The 17,399-nt window shown below is 64.5% G+C and carries 14 protein-coding genes, 1 tRNA gene and 1 pseudogene; 7 read left to right on the forward strand and 9 right to left on the reverse strand.

Features of this window, described 5'->3' with window-relative positions; translation table 11 throughout:
* Position 1: 1 nt before the first annotated feature.
* The gene (locus AKN84_RS05785; RefSeq protein WP_050419786.1) at positions 2 to 1,261 is read right to left on the reverse strand and encodes a D-alanyl-D-alanine carboxypeptidase family protein; all 1,260 of its coding nucleotides are present in this window, start codon (positions 1,259 to 1,261) and stop codon (positions 2 to 4) included.
* A gap of 162 nt (positions 1,262 to 1,423) precedes the next feature.
* Between AKN84_RS05785 and AKN84_RS05790 the strand changes: the two are divergent.
* Positions 1,424 to 2,358: pseudogene (locus AKN84_RS05790) on the forward strand (alpha/beta fold hydrolase).
* Between the two features lie 34 nt (positions 2,359 to 2,392).
* Here AKN84_RS05790 and AKN84_RS05795 read toward each other — a convergent pair.
* Positions 2,393 to 3,301, reverse strand: a complete 909-nt coding sequence (locus tag AKN84_RS05795; protein ID WP_050419787.1) for a septal ring lytic transglycosylase RlpA family protein — start codon at positions 3,299 to 3,301, stop codon at positions 2,393 to 2,395.
* A gap of 877 nt (positions 3,302 to 4,178) precedes the next feature.
* Here AKN84_RS05795 and AKN84_RS05800 point away from each other — a divergent pair.
* A complete protein-coding gene (locus tag AKN84_RS05800; RefSeq protein ID WP_128970477.1) occupies positions 4,179 to 4,613 on the forward strand; it encodes an NUDIX domain-containing protein in 435 nt (144 codons plus the stop codon).
* Here the strand turns inward: AKN84_RS05800 and AKN84_RS05805 are convergent.
* Positions 4,606 to 5,073: an arsenate-mycothiol transferase ArsC gene (locus tag AKN84_RS05805; RefSeq protein ID WP_244484941.1), complete on the reverse strand. Its 468-nt coding sequence runs from the start codon at positions 5,071 to 5,073 to the stop codon at positions 4,606 to 4,608. The genes AKN84_RS05800 and AKN84_RS05805 overlap by 8 nt on opposite strands.
* 194 nt (positions 5,074 to 5,267) lie before the next feature.
* Here AKN84_RS05805 and AKN84_RS05810 point away from each other — a divergent pair.
* Together AKN84_RS05810 and AKN84_RS05815 are read left to right on the forward strand one after the other, a co-directional pair.
* Positions 5,268 to 5,357: transfer RNA gene (locus AKN84_RS05810), tRNA-Ser, on the forward strand.
* A gap of 118 nt (positions 5,358 to 5,475) precedes the next feature.
* Entirely contained in the window at positions 5,476 to 5,763 is a 288-nt protein-coding gene (locus AKN84_RS05815) for a DUF5658 family protein (protein ID WP_244484942.1), read from the forward strand.
* Positions 5,764 to 5,888: 125 nt separating this feature from the next.
* Here AKN84_RS05815 and AKN84_RS05820 read toward each other — a convergent pair whose 3' ends face one another.
* Positions 5,889 to 6,809 (reverse strand): alpha/beta fold hydrolase, encoded by a 921-nt coding sequence (locus AKN84_RS05820; RefSeq protein ID WP_050419789.1) that lies wholly within the window; start codon positions 6,807 to 6,809, stop codon positions 5,889 to 5,891.
* Between the two features lie 133 nt (positions 6,810 to 6,942).
* Between AKN84_RS05820 and AKN84_RS05825 the strand changes: the two genes are divergently transcribed.
* Positions 6,943 to 7,413: a winged helix-turn-helix transcriptional regulator gene (locus tag AKN84_RS05825; protein ID WP_083632825.1), complete on the forward strand. Its 471-nt coding sequence runs from the start codon at positions 6,943 to 6,945 to the stop codon at positions 7,411 to 7,413.
* 87 nt (positions 7,414 to 7,500) lie between these two features.
* Complete coding sequence (locus tag AKN84_RS47970) at positions 7,501 to 7,668, forward strand: hypothetical protein (protein ID WP_167351835.1); 168 nt, start codon at positions 7,501 to 7,503, stop codon at positions 7,666 to 7,668.
* 12 nt (positions 7,669 to 7,680) lie between these two features.
* Here AKN84_RS47970 and AKN84_RS05830 read toward each other — a convergent pair whose 3' ends face one another.
* On the reverse strand, positions 7,681 to 8,499 hold the full coding sequence (locus AKN84_RS05830) for an aminoglycoside phosphotransferase family protein (RefSeq protein ID WP_050419790.1): 819 nt from the start codon (positions 8,497 to 8,499) through the stop codon (positions 7,681 to 7,683).
* 197 nt (positions 8,500 to 8,696) lie between these two features.
* Here AKN84_RS05830 and AKN84_RS05835 point away from each other — a divergent pair, with 197 nt between their 5' ends.
* Positions 8,697 to 8,954 (forward strand): hypothetical protein, encoded by a 258-nt coding sequence (locus AKN84_RS05835; protein ID WP_021081918.1) that lies wholly within the window; start codon positions 8,697 to 8,699, stop codon positions 8,952 to 8,954.
* A 51-nt stretch (positions 8,955 to 9,005) separates the two neighbouring features.
* Here AKN84_RS05835 and AKN84_RS05840 read toward each other — a convergent pair whose 3' ends face one another.
* The 4 genes from AKN84_RS05840 to AKN84_RS50600 form a co-directional block, all read right to left on the reverse strand.
* Positions 9,006 to 10,349, reverse strand: coding sequence for a PQQ-dependent sugar dehydrogenase (locus AKN84_RS05840; protein ID WP_050419791.1), 1,344 nt, complete (start codon positions 10,347 to 10,349; stop codon positions 9,006 to 9,008).
* A gap of 140 nt (positions 10,350 to 10,489) precedes the next feature.
* A complete protein-coding gene (locus AKN84_RS05845) occupies positions 10,490 to 11,983 on the reverse strand; it encodes a sensor histidine kinase (protein WP_050419814.1) in 1,494 nt (497 codons plus the stop codon).
* Between the two features lie 16 nt (positions 11,984 to 11,999).
* On the reverse strand, positions 12,000 to 16,193 hold the full coding sequence (locus AKN84_RS05850; protein WP_430649888.1) for a response regulator: 4,194 nt from the start codon (positions 16,191 to 16,193) through the stop codon (positions 12,000 to 12,002).
* Positions 16,169 to 17,399: HAMP domain-containing protein (locus AKN84_RS50600; RefSeq protein WP_430649889.1), on the reverse strand; the 1,231-nt coding region annotated here is incomplete at its 5' end. The genes AKN84_RS05850 and AKN84_RS50600, both read right to left, overlap by 25 nt.

Raw genomic sequence — 17,399 nt, forward strand, 5'->3', positions numbered from 1 at the left:
GTCAGAGCTTCTCGACCCCTGCGCGGAACATTCCGATGACGAGCTCCTGGGCGCCGTCGAGCGCACGGCGCATCGTCGATCCCGTGCCGACCGCATCCGCCGCGTAGACAGGAGTCTCCATCGCGACGTTGGCGCCGCGCCAGACCCGCACCACGCCGATCTGCTGGCCGGCAGTGATCGGCGCCTTGACCGGGCCGCTGTAGATCACGCGTGCGAGCAGCTTGTCGTTGCCGTTCTTCGACACCATCACCTTGATCGGATCGGGGCTGACCAGCTTGACCGAACGGGTCTCGCCGCCGAACACGCGGGCGTAGCCGACTGGCTGGTTGGCGGCGATCAGGACCCGGGTCTCGAAGCTGCGGAAGCCCCATTCCAGCATCTTCTTGGCCTCGGTCGCGCGATCCTCCGAATCCTCAAGTCCGTTGATGACGACGATCAGCCGCGTGTCGTTCTGGACGGCCGAGCCGACCATGCCGTAGCCGCCCTCCTTGGTGTAGCCGGTCTTCAACCCGTCGGCGCCGGGCAAGGCGTTCAGCAGCGGATTGCGGTTCTGCTGGCGGATCTTGTTCCAGGTGAATTCCTTCTCACCGAACAGCTTGTATCTGTCCGGGTAGGTCAGGATGATGTGACGCGCCAGCACTGCCAGTTCCCGCACCGTCATCTCGTTGGTCGGGTCCGGCAACCCGTTGGAATTGCCGAAGGTCGACTTGGTCATGCCGAGCTCGCGGGCGCGCTTGGTCATGAAGTCGGTCGCGAACGTATGCTCGTTGCCGGCGATGCCCTCGGCCAGTGCGATGCAGGCGTCGTTGCCGCTCGGGATGATCGCACCGTGCAGGAGGTCGTCGACCGAGACCTTGCTGTTGATCGCCGCGAACATTGTAGAGGTGCCGGACGGCGCCCCACCCCGCCGCCAGGCGTTCTCGCTGATCCGGTACTCGTCGGTCAGTTTGATGTCACCCTTCTTGATGGCGTCGAACACCACCTCGGCGGTCATCAGCTTCATCATGCTGGATGGCGCGCGCAACTCGTCGGCGTTCTTCTCGAACAGCACGCTGCCCGAGGAGGCCTCGACCAGGATCGCGGTCGGCGCATCGCCGTCGAATCCGGCGTCTTCCTTCTTGGCGCCCTGCACGCTGTTGTTGGCGGCATAGACCATCCCGCCGCAGCCGATCGCGAGCGCAACTGAGGCGGCGACTAGACCACCCCAGCCACGCCCGGCGCGAGCTAGCAACGTGCGGGGAACTGCGGTTAGAGCTGCCATCGGCGATGTCCTGAAAGACTGCGTTCTAACAGCTGGAAGTATCGCAAACAACTGAGGTTTCGCCGCTTGTACACGGCCGGCTAGATTGCCGGCTGGGCCGAACGCCCGTATCTTTGGAACCAGCTAGCGACAGCAGAACCGGCAAACAAGGCGGAAACGCGAATGTCATCCTCCCGCACTATTTCCGCCAACGGCATCGACATGTTCGTGCGCGAGGCCGGGCAAGGTCCGCTGGTCGTGCTCTGCCATGGCTGGCCGGAACTGTCCTACTCGTGGCGACACCAGATCGCAGCGCTGGCCGCGGCCGGCTTCCGCGTCGCCGCACCCGACATGCGCGGCTTCGGCCGGACCGCCGCACCGGCCGATGTCGGTGCCTACACGATCTTCGATACCGTCGGCGACATGGTCGCACTGGTGGCTGCGCTCGGCGAGAAGAAGGCTGTCATCGTCGGTCACGATTGGGGAGCGCCGGTGGCCTGGCACGCGGCCCTGTTCCGTCCCGATGTCTTCACGAAGGTCGCCGGCCTCAGCGTGCCGCCGCCGTTTCGCGGCCGCGGACGTCCGCTGGAAACCCTGCGCGAGAGCGGTATTACCAATTTCTATTGGCAGTACTTCCAGCCGCCTGGCGTCGCGGAAGCCGAGTTCGAGCGCGACATTGCCCACACCATGCGCCTGGTGCTCGGGCGCGGCGTCTCCGATCCGAGCTCGATGTTCGTCGACGAAGCCAAGGGCTTCCTCGGCAAGCTGCCAAACGGAATGCCACTGCCGGCCTGGATCACCGAGCCGACATTGCCGAATTCGCCGAAGGCTACCGGCAGTCCGGCTTCCGCGGCGGCCTGAACTGGTACCGCAATCTCGACCGCAACTGGGAGCTGACCGCGCCTTGGCAGGACGCCCAGATCCATCAGCCCTCGCTGTTCATCGCCGGCTCGAACGATTCGGTCATTACCGGGCTGATCGGCGCCAAGCGGGTTGCGGACATGGAGCGCGTGCTGCCGAACCTCAAGCAGAAGCTGATCATCGAGGGCGCCGGCCACTGGATCCAGCAGGAACGCCCGGACGAGGTCAATGCGGCGCTGATCGCGTTTCTGAAATGATCAGGCCAAGAGCCTGATTCGCAACGATTTGACTTTAGTAAAGCCCGCGTCCGCTCAGAACTTCGGCGGGGCCACGCGCGTCGATCGGCACATAAGCGGTGGCCGGGCTCGGGGTCGCGGCATAGCGCGGGTCGCTCTCGTAGGAGACTTCGCGCGGATTGTTCAAGGTGCGGCCTCGCGACCGGCTCGAGGCCGACATTTCGGAGGTCGCACTCACCGAGGCATAGTCAGCCTGGGTGTTGCCGAGGCTGTAGGGCCGGCCCTCCGGCAGCGGAACCTCGCCGCGGAGCCGGCCCGACGAGGACGACATCTCGGGCACGAATGGCCGCGCCGAGGCGACGCGGACCATCGACGGTGACGGCGCCGGCGTGCCGGTACGCAAGGTCGCGATCAGCTGGCGGTCGTCGGAGCCCTCGAGCGGCGCCCGGCCGACATATTCGACGCGGACGCGAGCCACGCCATTTCCTTTGAAATCAAGCAGTTCGGCGGCCTTGTTCGAGACGTCTATGAGGCGGTTGCCGTGATACGGGCCGCGGTCATTGACGCGAACGACGAGCGACCGGCCGTTGCTCAGATTGGTGACCCGCGCGTAGCTCGGCATCGGCAAGGTCGGATGGGCGGCCGTCAGCGAGCCCATGTCGAACACCTCGCCATTGGCGGTCAGGCGGCCATGGAAATCATCACCGTACCAGGACGCCATGCCTTCGGCGCGGTAGTTCTCGTTCTCCTCCGGCACATAGGTGCGGCCGGCGACGACGTAGGGCTTGCCGATGCGGTAGGTGCCGCCGCCCTTCGGCACAGGGTCGCCCAGCGCAACGACGCGCGGGCTCGACGACACCCCGTATTTGGGATCGACCCGACTGGCGAACTTGTTGGAGGAGGCACAATTGGCGAGGACGAGGCACGTCGCCACCGCAACGGCGCCGCGCGCCGTCCGGATCATCGAATCTGGCCGTCTAGTCCCCATCTGCCCCAAGTACCATTCTGCCGGACCCGCGCCCACTTCGCGGCGTCGGGATCATTTTCTTCACGATGCGGCCCACCTCCGCACCAGAGCTTGACGATATCGCAACCGGAACACGGCGGAAATGGGGAGAGCTTTAACCCTATGGCACTTTGGTAAACCGCCTATTGCGCCTCCTCAGTTGTTCTACGGAGCCTCGGCCACCCAAAATGCCCTCGCCTGTCCCGCTATCAGACACACTGTTGCAGCAAATCATCAGTGGGTCGGCATCTTGAATTCCAACAATTGAATCTTTTTGACTGTGCAAGGCTGCAATCGTTTTCTCTTCCGCGTGGGGCGCAAAGGAAGTTTGCGATGATCGAGACGGTTACAGCGGTGATGGGCTTGGTGAGTGCGGCGATCTTCTTGGCGCACGCCGTGGAAGGCTATCGGTACCGGGCCTGACAGTCCGTTGAAGGCGGAAAGACGCGTCACCTCTTTCCAGGAGAGAATGTTCGGAAAGCTTTAATCAATTCGGATGAGCATCGGTTGAAGGCAGGTGTATCATGCGTAATCACGATTTGGTCTCCGACGGATTTCTAACCCTCACCGCGGCAAGCCTCGTGCTGCTGTGCTCGAGCCTGCTGGCCTTCGCTTTCGGCTGAACATGTAATGCGTTGGGCGCCATCCGCGCCCATGCGACGGGTCGACCACCCTCACTTCATCCCGCGCCGATCCGACGTCGGCAACAGCGCTAAATCCTGATGATGCGTGGCCAGGTACGCACGCGGCGACCTGATCCTCACGGCAACTGCGTCGTCTTCTCCGAGCCCCAGTCCTGACGCACCCTCCACCTTCCCATCGAGAGGATTGGCGAATGACCGGCGCGGTAAGAGAGGGAACGTCTGCACTCCTCGTTAGCACGGACGGCCGGTTGCTCATGCAACTGCGCGACGATCTTCCGCACGTTTCCGATCCCGGCAAGATCAGCCTGTTTGGCGGGCGGCGGGAGGGCACTGAGACCTCCCTGGAATGCGTCGTTCGCGAGATATATGAGGAGATCGGCCATTACCTGGCGCCCGAGCGCTTTGAGCTGATCGGGAGTTATTCCGGACCGGATCCTTCGACACCGGGCGGCACCCTTCGCGGCGAGGTGTTCCTCGCTCGGGACGTGCCGATCGACCAGCTGAACGTCACCGAAGGTCGCCTTGAGATCGTCGCGGTCGAGGACCTCGAACGTCTCAACGGCATGCTCGCCCGTCCGGCGGAGTACGCGCTGGCGATCTTCCTGAAGCGCGAACCGGCTACCTGAGTGACGAAACCAGGCCGCGCACGAGATCGTCGATCATTGGCAGCGCGTCCGAGGGATGGGCAATGTCGATATCGTGCACGTGCCAATAGGTCACCCTGCCGGCGACCTCAGGGAACCGCCGCTCGATGAGCGGGCGATGCTCGGCCTCCTTGAGCGCGATCACGAGGTCCGCGCCGTCGAAATCAGCCAGCGAACAGGGCTGCGGATAGCGCGTTGCGCCTTCGGGAGCGATGCCGTTGGCGCGGAGGCGGTCATCCGTAAACACCGACATCGCTCCGACATTGTCGGGCGAGCCGCGTTCGGCTGCGCCTCGGGACGACGCGCGCCACGGCAGGCTTTCGGCTCTTGCGAGATGATTGAACAGCTCTTCCGCGTATCGACTGCGATAGTAGTTGCCGGTGCAAAGGAACAGGACGCGCTTCATGGGTTCATGATGGCCAACGTCGGCCTCGGCGGTCAACCGCGTTGCATTCAACTGCGCATGATCCGCGGCCCGGCTCGTTGACGCCGGCAAAGCCAAGGCCGGCCTTTTCGATCAAATCAGGCCTTTTTCAATGCGCATACCGGCAAATGACCAATTGGCGCCCGGTTGCACAAGGCAGGTTCGCGTTGCGTTCGGCCGCGCCCTACGCTATGGGCCTGATCTGCTCAGACGGAAGGGTGGCCGAGTGGTTTAAGGCACCGGTCTTGAAAACCGGCGTGCCCGCAAGGGTACCGTGGGTTCGAATCCCACCCCTTCCGCCATGCATAGCGCCTCCGCGAAGCGGCCTCGTTGCGATCCCCTTCCCGAACCAACATTTAACGAATCGGCTCGAATATCAGGGTCATTGCCCGTTTCGGCGCTTGGCACCGAGAGGTTGAAATGAATTGGGTCAAGGCACTGCTGCTGCTTTCCGTGCTGCTTCTGGGATGTGCCGACCTCGCCACCACCAACAGGATCTTGGAGCTCGGGTTCGGCGAGGCGAACCCGTTCATGCAGATGGCCCAGGCCTGGTTCGGCGTCTGGTGGCTGATCCCCAAACTTGGCTTGACCTATCTCGTCATCGCGCTGCTTTGGCGCAGCGAAAACCTTTTCAGGATTGCTCTTGTCGTGGCGTTCTGCTCAACGCCGGTCATCAACAATCTCGTCATCCTCGCCGGCGCGAGCTGAACCAGCACGCGCCGTTCGGCAGGCGATGCGATCGTACTGCTGGTTGGCGCGAGCGGGCATGGTCCAATCAATGTCCCGGATCTCTGCCGCCTGAACAACTCCCGTTCTCTTTGCCGGGCGTGCCGTCAGTTCTGCGCGATGAACTCCGCGATCAGGCCGGTGATTTCCTGCGGCGCATCCTCGAAGCAGTAATGCCCGACGCCGGCAAGGCGCCTCACCGGCGCCGCCGGGAAGATCGCGGAAAACAGCGGCAGGAAATGGTCTGCATGCAGCGTGCGATCCGCTTCGCCCCAGATCGCCAGCGCCGGCTTGCTGCGGATCGCGCGATCGGCGGCGGGAGTCGGCGCCTCGAATTGGTGCGCGCCGGTCGCAAAGCCCCTCGCCCAGCCGATCGCACCGAGGCAGTCGGCCGGGCGTGCGAAAGGTGAGCCGTAGGCGGCAAGCCAGGCGTCGGTGATCACAGCGTTGTTCTCGAAGCCGTTGAGCTTGAGCGTGCTGAGAATATTGAAGCCGAGCTGGCCGAGCACCGGCTCGAGTTCACCGTTCGCCTCAGCCGATGCGATCCATTGAAACCAGGGGGAGACCTGCGCGTTCGCGGTGACGCGCGCGAACAGATCGCTCTGCCCGAACGGCGTCGGCCCGTTGGCCGAGATAATGCGGCGGATCCGATCCGGATGGCGTGCCGCGAGCCCCATGCCGACGGGACCGCCGAAATCATGCATCACGAGGGTGATGCTGGTGAGGTCGAGCGCGAGGACCAGGGCTTCGAGATTGTCGACATGGTCCTGCAGCCAATAGCTGCGCTGCGCCGGCGTCGCGCTCTTGCCGAAGCCCATGTGATCCGGAACGACCACGCGCCGCGTAGCGCTCAGGACCGGCACCAGATGCCGGAACAGATAGCCCCAGGTCGGTTCGCCATGGAGGCAAAGCACCACCTCGCCGTCCCGCGGGCCTTCGTCGACATAATGCATCCGGAAGCCCGATGCCGCGCTGAAGTACGGCGTGAAGGGAAAGGTGCCGTCGAACGTCGCATCGGCTTGAATCATGGCTGGCCTCAGATGGTTTTAGTTTGAAACCATCGTGTATCCCTTGAGGTTTTACTTTGCAACCGATATATCAAGCCCTCGATCGGGCGGTCCATCGGGCCGCGCCGCGATGAAGAGCGTCAGGCGGATCACGATGGCCAAGCGAGTGAGCCACAGGGACTCGATGTGCGGGGTGGCGCGGCCGCTCGATGCAATCGGCGACTGGTGGTCGCTGCTGATCGTCCGCGACGCGTTCGATGGGCTGCGCCGGTTCGGCGAATTTCAGAAGAGCCTCGGGCTCGCCAAGAACATCCTCTCCGCCCGGCTCCGCAATCTGCTGGCGCACGGCATCATGGAGACCGTGCCCGCGGCGGACGGCAGCCCCTATCAGGAATATGTGCTGACCGAAAAGGGACGCGGCCTGTTCCCGCTCCTCGTCGCGCTCCGGCAGTGGGGCGAGGATTTCTTCTTCGAGCCCGACGAGGCGCATGTGCTCCTGGTCGACCGAAAGAACGGCTTGCCGGTGCGGCGACTCGAACTGCGCGCGCAGGACGGACGCGTCGTCGGTGCAGAAGACACGATGGTGCGGCTGCCGCAGGCTTCAGCCGGGAAAGGGATCGCGTGAGGCGCGCGTGTGCCGCGTGGATGCCGTCATCAGCAACTGGATCTTAACCCTCCTTGCCGCAGCATCGGCTGTGTGGAGGTTCGACCAATGCAGACATTCCGGATTTCGCTGAGCGATGGGACGCGGCAATTCCACACGGCGATTCAGGCGCCGGATCCCGCGTCCGCGCGCATCAAGGCCGCCTACTTCTTCGATATATCGAAGTGGCGGATCCTGAGCGTGTCGCTGACCGGAGCCAGTGTCGCGGCGGCGTAGTCGCTACGCGCCTTACGCCGTCCGGTCGAGCTCGGCGGCCGCAAGTCGTGCGATCGCAAGGTCGATCTCGGCGAGCGGATCGGCATCGCCGAGGAACCATGCTGCCGACAAGCCTGTCCAGGCGATGATCCAAGACAGCAGGCGCCGGCGATCCAGCTTCGCTGCTTCCACGACGATATCGAGACGCCGCGCAAAGCGGCCGGGTTCGGTTGCGACCGGCCGTGTCGGATCGGCAAGATCGGGGTTGGTGAAGATGTTGGCGAAGTCGAAGCCGCGCTCGCCGACCAGATGCTTGGGATCGATTGCAAGCCAGCCACGCGCGCCGAAGTCGAGCACATTGTCATGGTGCAGGTCGCCATGCAGCACCACGATCTCGCGCTGATCGAGCAGCAGCGCTTCGGCGATGTCGGCCGATCGGTTCAGGATGCCGCCGTGCGCCCTCGCCGCCGGCCATAGCTCGCGAAACCAGTCCTTGAGCGGCGTCAAGTCCGGCCGCGGTTTTGCTCTGCGGGCGTGCAGCCGGTCGGCGGTTGCACAGAGAATTCGGCAGGCCTCGTCGTCCCGGCCGGTTCGCGCCATGTCGCTCAGCGAAGCCGAACCCATAGCCCGTTCGAGCAGGAGCGCCTCGCCGTCACGGGCCAGGACGCGCGCCGCACCGTCGCCATCCCACCACGCCATGACGATGCGGCCGAGACGCTCATCCGGTTCGTGTGACAATTTGAGTATCGCCGGTTCGCCATGCCGCCGCACCGGCAGCAACCGTGCGGCGTGCGTCACGATCGGGTCGCCGTCGGGGACAAGGCTCCAGGCCGAGAGATAGGGTTCGAACATCCGGGCAGGTTGGGTGGTGAAGGGCGTGACCGTCGTTGTAATCATTGCCGGCGCGCGCTGCCACGCCGGTTCCCTGCGGCGCATCGTGGCAGGGCTGCTCCAACCCGGTTCCGCGCTGCCCTGCCCATGTTGACTGATGACAGCCCCCACCCATCTCGCGCTACAATGTCGTAGCCGGTGTGACGGAGGGTGTGGCGATGCCGCGAAAGGGAATTACCGGACACGACGAGTGGGTGGTCACCGAGGCCCTGGCCACGGCGCTGGTTGCGCTCGAACAGTTGCCGTCGAAGCACCAGCCCCGCGCGCATATGGAGGATGTCCGGAAGATTCTGACCGCGAGATGCGAGGCCGGCGCCGTCACGCTGCATCTTGCGCAGGCCAAGTGCCGATTGTTTCCGGATACCAATCCGCTGACCATCTATGAGGAATACGGCCTCAAGGATGGATTGGGATAGCAGCCGCCGCGGCGTTGCCGGCCTGAACAGCCCTCCTTGAAGAGCGAACGGCTACTCGTGGCTGACGCGCCAGATCGTGCCGTTGCCGTCCTCGGAGACCAGCAGTGCACCGTCGCGCGCCACCGTCACGCCGACCGGACGCCCCCACACCTCATTGTCGCCGACGACAAAGCCGGTGATGAAATCCTCATACTCGCCGGTCGGCACGCCGTCCTTCAACCTGATGCGAATGACCTTGTAGCCGGTGCGCTTCGACCGATTCCACGAGCCGTGTTCGGCGGCAAAGCCGTCGCCGCGATATTCGGACGGAAAACTGCTGCCGGTGTAGAAGGTCAGGCCGAGCGAGGCCGAGTGCGCCTGCAACAGCACGTCGGGAATCGTCACCTTGTCTTTCAGGTCGGGCCGCGCACCGGCATGCGCGGGGTCTTCGTTGGCGCCGATATAATACCAGGGCCAGCCGTAGAACGCGCCTTCGCGAATTCGCGTCACATAGTCGGGCACCAGGTTGTCGCCGCGGCCGTCGCGCTCGTTGGTCGAACACCAGGGCGCACCGCTGCCAGGCTGGATCGCGAGGCCGACGCAATTGCGAATACCCGTAGCGAACAGTTTCTGGTTCTTGCCGTCGGGATCGAAGGCCAGGACAGCGGCGCGATCGGCCTCCGATCCCCAGGCCGCGCCAAGCGCATGGTCGCGGCTCCAGACCTCGATGCCACCAGGAGGTTGGCCGAGCCCCTCGCCTGCGTTGCCAGCAGAGCCGACCGATACCAGCATGCGCTTGTCGTCGGGCGTGAATACGATGTCACGGGTCGAATGGCCGTAGCCGTGAGGAAGATTTGCGACAATGGTCTCAGGCTTTCCCGACGCCTTGAGGTCGCCGTTGCGGTAGGCAAAGCGCACGACGCTGTCGGTGTTGGCAACATAGAGCCATTGCGGATTTTCGCCGCTCGGGAAGAACGCGATGCCGAACGGCCGGTTCAGTCCGGTTGCGTAAACCTCATTGGTCGCAGGCTTGGTGGCGCCGTCGGCGCTGCGCAGGACACGGATACGGCCAGGGCCGGTTTCCGCGACGAAGATGTCGCCGTTGGGCGCGGTCCGGATGATCCGCGGTCCGCTCAGCCCGCCGGCAAACAGCTCGATCTTGAACCCCGCCGGCACCTGCGGCACCGCGGACGCAGGTCGCTGCACGATGCGCGATGAATTGCTGCTGGAGGCCGTTGCCCCGGGCTTGGGCAAGTCTTGCGGTCTGATCAGGCGCACCGTGCCCGGTCGGTCGCGCTGCCAGTCGCCGAACGCCTCCGTGCCTTTCAGGACCGGCTCGGCCGCCACCCCTGTGATGCCGATCGCTGCGAGGAGGATGACCGACAGACCTGCGCCGGCCAGATTTGTCTTGGGCATATGCTCCTCGCGCGCTGTCCCTGTCAGTTGCAGAGTTCATAGCGCGGTTCGACCGCCGGCTGCGGTCACAATGTCGTCTGCCTCGGTGTCGTTGAGAGACTCCATCAGATCGCCCGGCTTGACGATCGATATGCGCGGGATCAAACCACCCTGGAACTGACCATCGGCTTGCGCGCGGCTGCCGACAGGTCGCGGTACGCCGGGGTTTCGCCAACCAGCACCTTGAGAGGAACCGTGAGCCGGCAGATCAGGCCCTCGGCACGCCAATCGAAGTCGGCCCGTCCGCCCAGTTGGGTCTCGATGCTGGCGATGACGCTTCTGGTGCCGAAGCCCTTCTGCTTCGGCTTGGTCACCGGAGGCCCGCCGGATTCCACCCAGGCGAGGATCAGTGTCTCGTCCTGCACTTCCCAGGTGATCGCGAGACGGCCGGGCAACACCGAGAGGCTGCCGTATTTGGCGGAGTTGGTGACGAGCTCGTGCAGCGCCAGCGCCAGTGTCTGCGCGGTCGCGGGCTGCAGTTGCACCTCCGCGCCCTCGATCTGGATCTGTCCTGCTTCGGAATAGGGCGCGATCTCTTCGGTCACCAATCGCCGGATCTCGGCGCCCTGCCAGCTCGACAGCGACAGCACAGTGTGAACGCGCGCCAGCGCCGTGATGCGGCCTTCGACCGCCCGCACATAGGCGGTGACGTTCTGCGCGCGCGTCAGCCGCACGATCGATTGCGCCAGCGCGAGCGCGTTCTTGGCGCGGTGGTCGACCTCGCGGGTCAACAGGCTCTGCCGTTCCTCGGCCTTCTTGCGATCGGTGATGTCGACGGTGACGCCGCTGACCCGCACCACCCTGCCGTTCCTGTCACTGGTGGCCGCGGCCGTGCCGACGCACCAGCGCACCTCGCCGTCCGGCCGCATGACGCGGAATTCGGCTTCATAGGACGTCTGTCCCTTGCCGAAGCCGGCCCAGGCTTGCCGCAGCTCCTCGACATCGTCAGGGTGAAACAGCTGCTGGATGTTGTCCGACGTCAGCGCGAAGGATTTGGGGTCGACGCCGAATATCTTGTATTGCCCCTCGTCCCACATCCAGTCGCCATTGACCCAATCCCAGTCCCACGAGCCCATCTTGCCTGCGGCAATCGCCATGCTGCGGCGCGCCTCGCTCTCGACCAGCCGCGTGGTCGACTGTTCGAGCTCGGCGGTGCGCGCACGCACGCGATCCTCGAGCTCGGCATTGAGGCGTTCGAGCTGCCGTGTCTTGCGGTAGAGCTCGGCGAACACGCGGATTTTTGCGCGCAACACTTCCGGCACGACCGGCACCGGGACGTAGTCGACCGCACCCATCTCGTAGCCGCGCAGCCGGTCGATATCGCTGACCTGGATCGCCGAGATGAAGATCATCGCGGTCTTCTGAAAGCGCGGATGCTCGCGGATCATCGCTGCGAGCTCGAAACCATCGAGCTCGGGCATGCAGACGTCGACCAGGATGACCGCGACTTCGTTCTTGAGCAGGAACTCGAGCGCCTCGCGGCCGGACGATGCCGCGACCAGCGTTTCCCCGAGTTCCTTCAGGATGACCTCATAGGCCAATAGCTTGGCCGGCTGGTCATCGACCAGAAGGATGTTCACCTTTTCATGGTCCATCATGCTCGATCGCCGATCAGCGGTGCAGCCACATGCGGATCGCCAGCAGCAGTTGCTCTGTGTTCACGGGTTTCGCCAGATAGTCGGATGCGCCTGCTTCCAGGCATTTCTCGCGGTCGCCTTTCATCGCCTTCGCAGTCAGCGCGATGATCGGCAGCCGCGCAAAGGCGGGGTTTTGCCGGATGGCGCCGATGGTCTGGTAACCGTCCATCTGCGGCATCATGATGTCCATCAGCACGATCGCGATCTTCGGATTGGATTCGACCAGCGATATCGCCTCGTGACCGGTTGTCGCAGTCAACACCTTCATACCTCGCCGCTCAAGCACGCTCGACAGCGCGAAGATGTTGCGGGCGTCGTCGTCGACCAGCAGCGCGGTCTTGCCAATAAGATCCTCGTCGGAACTATTGAGCTTCTCCAGCATCCTCTGTTTTTCGACGGGCAATTCCGTGATCACACGGTGCAGGAACAGTGACGTTTCGTCGAGCAGACGCTCCGGCGACTCCACACCCTTGACGACGATGCTGCGCGCCATCGTGTGCAGTTCCGCGTCCTCCTCGGCCGAGAGTTCCCGGCCGGTAAACACCACAACGGGAATATTGGAGAGCGTCTCGTCCTTGCGGATCTGATCCAGCACCTCGAAACCGCTCATGTCGGGCAAGCGCAGATCGAGCACGACACAGTCGCACGGATTTTCGCGGAGCGTCGAGAGCGCCCCTGCCCCGGTGCCGCTGGTCACGATCTCGATATCCTCGTGCCCGAGCAACTCGGTGATGCTGAGCTGCTCCGCCGCATTATCCTCGACGATCAAGAGGCGCTTGCGACGCGGCCTGGCGTATTCCTTGATCTGCGACAGCGCTGCGCTGACGCCTTCGGTCGTCGTCGGCTTGTTGACGAAAGAGAACGCGCCGCGCGCGAGGGCGTGTTGCCGATCCTCGTCGAGCGTGATGATCTGGACCGGAATGTGCCGGGTCAGCGGGTTGTGCTTGAGCTGGCTCAGCACGGTCCAACCCAGCATGTCGGGCAGGAAGACGTCGAGCGACACCGCGCTCGGCTGGAACTGCTCGGCGAGATCGAGCGCCTCGGCGCCGCGGCTTGCGACCAGCACCTTGAAGCCCTTGTCGCGCGCGAGGTCGATCAGCACCCGCGCGTAATGCGGGTCGTCCTCGACGATCAGCAGAATGGTGTCGCCGGGCTCGAGCTCGTGCCGGTCATCCGGCAGTTGCTCGATCACGCGCTCCTGCGCGCCTGTCGCCTGCAACGACGGCGCCGGCGTGTGCGGCATCGGCAGCGGCGCCTGCGGGCGCAACGCCACGGACGGTCCGGCATATTTCAGCGGCAGATAGAGGATGAAAGTCGAGCCCTTGCCAGGTGCGCTGCGCAGATGGATCTCGCCGCCGAGCAGGCTCGCCAGCTCACGGCTGATGGCAAGGCCGAGACCAGTGCCGCCGTATTTGCGGCTGGTGCCGGCATCGGCCTGCTGGAACGCCTCGAAGATCAGCTTCTGCTTGTCCTGCGGAATGCCGATGCCGGTATCCGACACCTCGAACGCAACGACGGCGGGCGCGGCGTTGAGGATCGGATGCTCGGCGCTCCAGCCGCCGAGCGCCGCCGACACGGTCAGGCTGACGCCGCCGTCCGCGGTGAACTTGAACGCATTCGAGAGCAGGTTCTTCAGCACCTGCTGCAGCCGCTTGGAGTCGGTCACCATGCTGCGCGCGAGGTTGGTGTCGACATCGATGCTGAAGGAGAGATGCCGGTTCTCTGCCTCGTGCCGGAACGGCCGTCCAACCGTCTCGAGCAGGCTCGAGGTGAGAATTTCCTCGGCGTCGACCGTCACGGTGCCGGATTCGATCTTGGACAGATCGAGGATGTCGCTGATCAGGTTCAACAGGTCGGTCCCGGCGCCGTGAATGGTGCGGGCGAACTCGACCTGCTTGCCGGTCAGATTGCCGTCCGGATTCTCGGTGAGTTGCTGGCCCAGGATCAGGATCGAGTTCAGCGGTGTCCGCAACTCGTGCGACATGTTGGCGAGGAATTCGGATTTGTACTTCGAGGTCAGCGACAGCTCCGTCGCCTTCTCTTCCAGCGCGCGGCGCGCCTGCTCGATTTCCTGGTTCTTGCGCTCGACGTCGACGTTGCGTTCGGCGAGCTGCTGGGCCTTCTGCTCGAGCTGATCGTTGGTCTGCTGCAATTCCTTCTGCTGGGTCTGCAACTCGCCGGCGAGCTGTTGCGACTGCTTCAGCAGCGCCTCGGTCTGCATCGTCGCCTCGATGCTGTTGAGCACGATACCGATGCTGTCGGTGAGCTGTTCGAGGAAGGTGATCTGGGAGGTCGTGAACGAGGAGATCGAGGACAGCTCGATCACCGCCTTGACCTGGTTCTCGAACTGCACCGGGAACACGACGAGGTTCTTCGGCATGATCCGCATCAGCGCCGAATTGATCGGCACCGCATCGCCGGGAATATCCGAGACCAGCCGCTGGCGCTTGTCGAGCGCGCACTGGCCGATCAGTCCCTCGCCGAACTGCACGATCTGCGGATGCGGATTGCTGCTGTCGCTGGCATAGGCCGACAGCAGGCGCAGCTGGGCATTCTCGGGATTGTCGACCTGGTAGATCACGCCCATATGTGCATTGATCAGCGGCGCAAGCTCGGTCAGCAGCAGGCGGCCGACGGTCGCGAGATCGCGCTGGCCCTGCAACATGTTGGTGAAGCGCGCCAGATTGGTCTTCAGCCAGTCCTGCTCGGTATTGCGCTCCGTGGTGAGACGGAGGTTGCCGATCATGGTGTTGATGTTGTCCTTGAGCTCGGCGACCTCGCCGCGCACGTCGACCTGAATCGAGCGCGTCAGGTCGCCCTTGGTCACGGCGGTCGCCACTTCCGCGATCGCGCGCACCTGGGAGGTCAGGTTCGCCGCGAGCAGGTTGACGTTGCCGGTGAGGTCCTTCCAGGTGCCGGCGGTGCCGGGCACGTTGGCCTGACCGCCGAGCCGTCCCTCGACGCCGACTTCGCGCGCCACGCTGGTGACCTGTTCGGCGAAGGTCGCGAGCGTCTCGGTCATGTTGTTGATGGTGTCGGCGAGCGCGGCCACCTCGCCCTTCGACTTCACGGTGAGGTTTTGCTTCAGGTCGCCGTTGGCGACCGCGGTCACCACCTTGACGATACCGCGCACCTGCTCGGTCAGGTTCGCCGCCATGACGTTGACGGTGTCGGTGAGATCCTTCCAGGTGCCGGCAACGCCGCGCACCTCGGCCTGGCCGCCGAGCTTGCCTTCGGTGCCGACCTCGCGCGCCACGCGCGTCACTTCGCCGGCGAAGGCGTTGAGCTGGTCGACCATCGTGTTGATGGTGTTCTTCAGCTCGAGGATTTCGCCCTTCACGTCGACCGTGATCTTGCGCGACAGGTCGCCGCGCGCCACGGCGGTGGTCACTTCGGCGATGTTGCGGACCTGGGTGGTCAGGTTCGCGGCCAAGAGGTTGACGTTGTCGGTGAGGTCCTTCCAGGTGCCGCCGACGCCGGGCACCACGGCCTGGCCGCCCAGCCGCCCCTCGGTACCGACCTCGCGCGCCACGCGCGTCACTTCGGCGGCGAACGAGCGCAGCTGCTCGACCATCGTGTTCAACGTGTCCTTGAGCAGCAGGATCTCGCCGCGCACGTCCACCGTGATCTTCTTCGACAGGTCGCCGCCGGCGATCGCGCTCGCCACCTCGGCGATGTTGCGGACCTGCGCGGTCAGGTTCGACGCCATGAAGTTGACGTTGTCGGTGAGGTCCTTCCAGGTGCCGGCGACGCCGGGCACTTCGGCCTGGCCGCCGAGCTTGCCTTCGGTGCCGACCTCGCGCGCCACGCGCGTCACCTCGCCGGCAAAGCCGTTGAGCTGGTCCACCATCGTGTTGATGGTGTTCTTCAGCTCGAGGATTTCGCCCTTCACGTCGACCGTGATCTTGCGCGACAGGTCGCCGCGCGCCACGGCGGTCGTCACCTCGGCGATGTTACGAACCTGCGCAGTGAGGTTGCCGGCCATCGAGTTGACGTTGTCGGTCAGGTCCTTCCAGGTGCCGGCGACGCCGGGCACGTTGGCCTGGCCACCGAGGCTGCCGTCGGTGCCGACCTCGCGCGCCACACGCGTCACCTCGCCCGCAAAGCGGTTGAGCTGGTCGACCATCGTGTTCAGCGTTTCCTTCAGCTGAAGGATCTCGCCGCGCACGTCGACCGTGATCTTGCGCGACAGGTCGCCGCCGGCGATCGCGGTTGCGAGCTTCGGCGATGTTGCGGACCTGCGCCGTCAGGTTGCCGGCCATCGAGTTGACGCTGTCGGTCAGATCCTTCCAGGTGCCGGCAACGCCGGGCACTTCGGCCTGGCCGCCGAGCTTGCCGTCGGTGCCGACCTCGCGCGCCACGCGGGTCACCTCTCCGGCGAAAGGCGTTGAGCTGGTCGACCATCGTGTTGAGCGTTTCCTTCAGCTGAAGGATTTCGCCCGACACATTCACCGTGATCTTCTTCGACAGGTCGCCCTTTGCCACCGCGGTCGCGACCTCGGCGATGTTGCGGACCTGGGCGGTCAGGTTCGAGGCCATCGAGTTGACGCTGTCGGTCAGGTCTTTCCACGTACCGGCGACGCCGCGCACCTCGGCCTGGCCGCCGAGCTTGCCTTCGGTGCCGACCTCGCGCGCCACGCGCGTCACTTCGCCGGCAAAGGCGTTGAGCTGGTCGACCATCGTGTTGATGGTGTCCTTCAGCTCGAGGATCTCGCCGCGCACGTCCACCGTAATCTTCTTCGACAGGTCGCCATTGGCGACCGCGGTGGTGACGCCCGCGATATTGCGGACCTGCGCCGTCAGGTTCGAGGCCATGAAGTTGACGTTGTCGGTCAAATCCTTCCAGGTGCCGGCAACGCCGAGCACGTTGGCCTGGCCGCCGAGCTTGCCTTCGGTGCCGACCTCGCGCGCCACGCGCGTCACTTCCGACGCGAAGGCATTGAGCTGGTCGACCATCGTGTTGAGCGTTTCCTTCAGCTGAAGGATCTCGCCCGACACGTTCACCGTGATCTTCTTCGACAGGTCGCCGCCGGCGATCGCGCTCGCCACCTCGGCGATGTTGCGGACCTGCGCGGTCAGGTTCGACGCCATGAAGTTGACGTTGTCGGTCAGGTCCTTCCAGGTGCCGGCGACGCCCGGCACCTGGGCCTGGCCGCCGAGCTTGCCTTCGGTGCCGACTTCGCGCGCCACGCGCGTCACTTCCGAGGCAAACGAGTTGAGCTGGTCCACCATCGTGTTGATGGTATCCTTCAGCTCGAGGATTTCGCCGCTGACGTCGACCGTGATCTTGCGCGACAGGTCGCCGCGCGCCACGGCCGTTGTCACATTGGCGATGTTGCGGACCTGGGCGGTCAGGTTGCCGCACATCGCGTTC

The sequence above is a fragment of the Bradyrhizobium tropiciagri genome (genome assembly GCF_001189845.1).
Taxonomy (GTDB): Bacteria; Pseudomonadota; Alphaproteobacteria; order Rhizobiales; family Xanthobacteraceae; genus Bradyrhizobium; species Bradyrhizobium tropiciagri.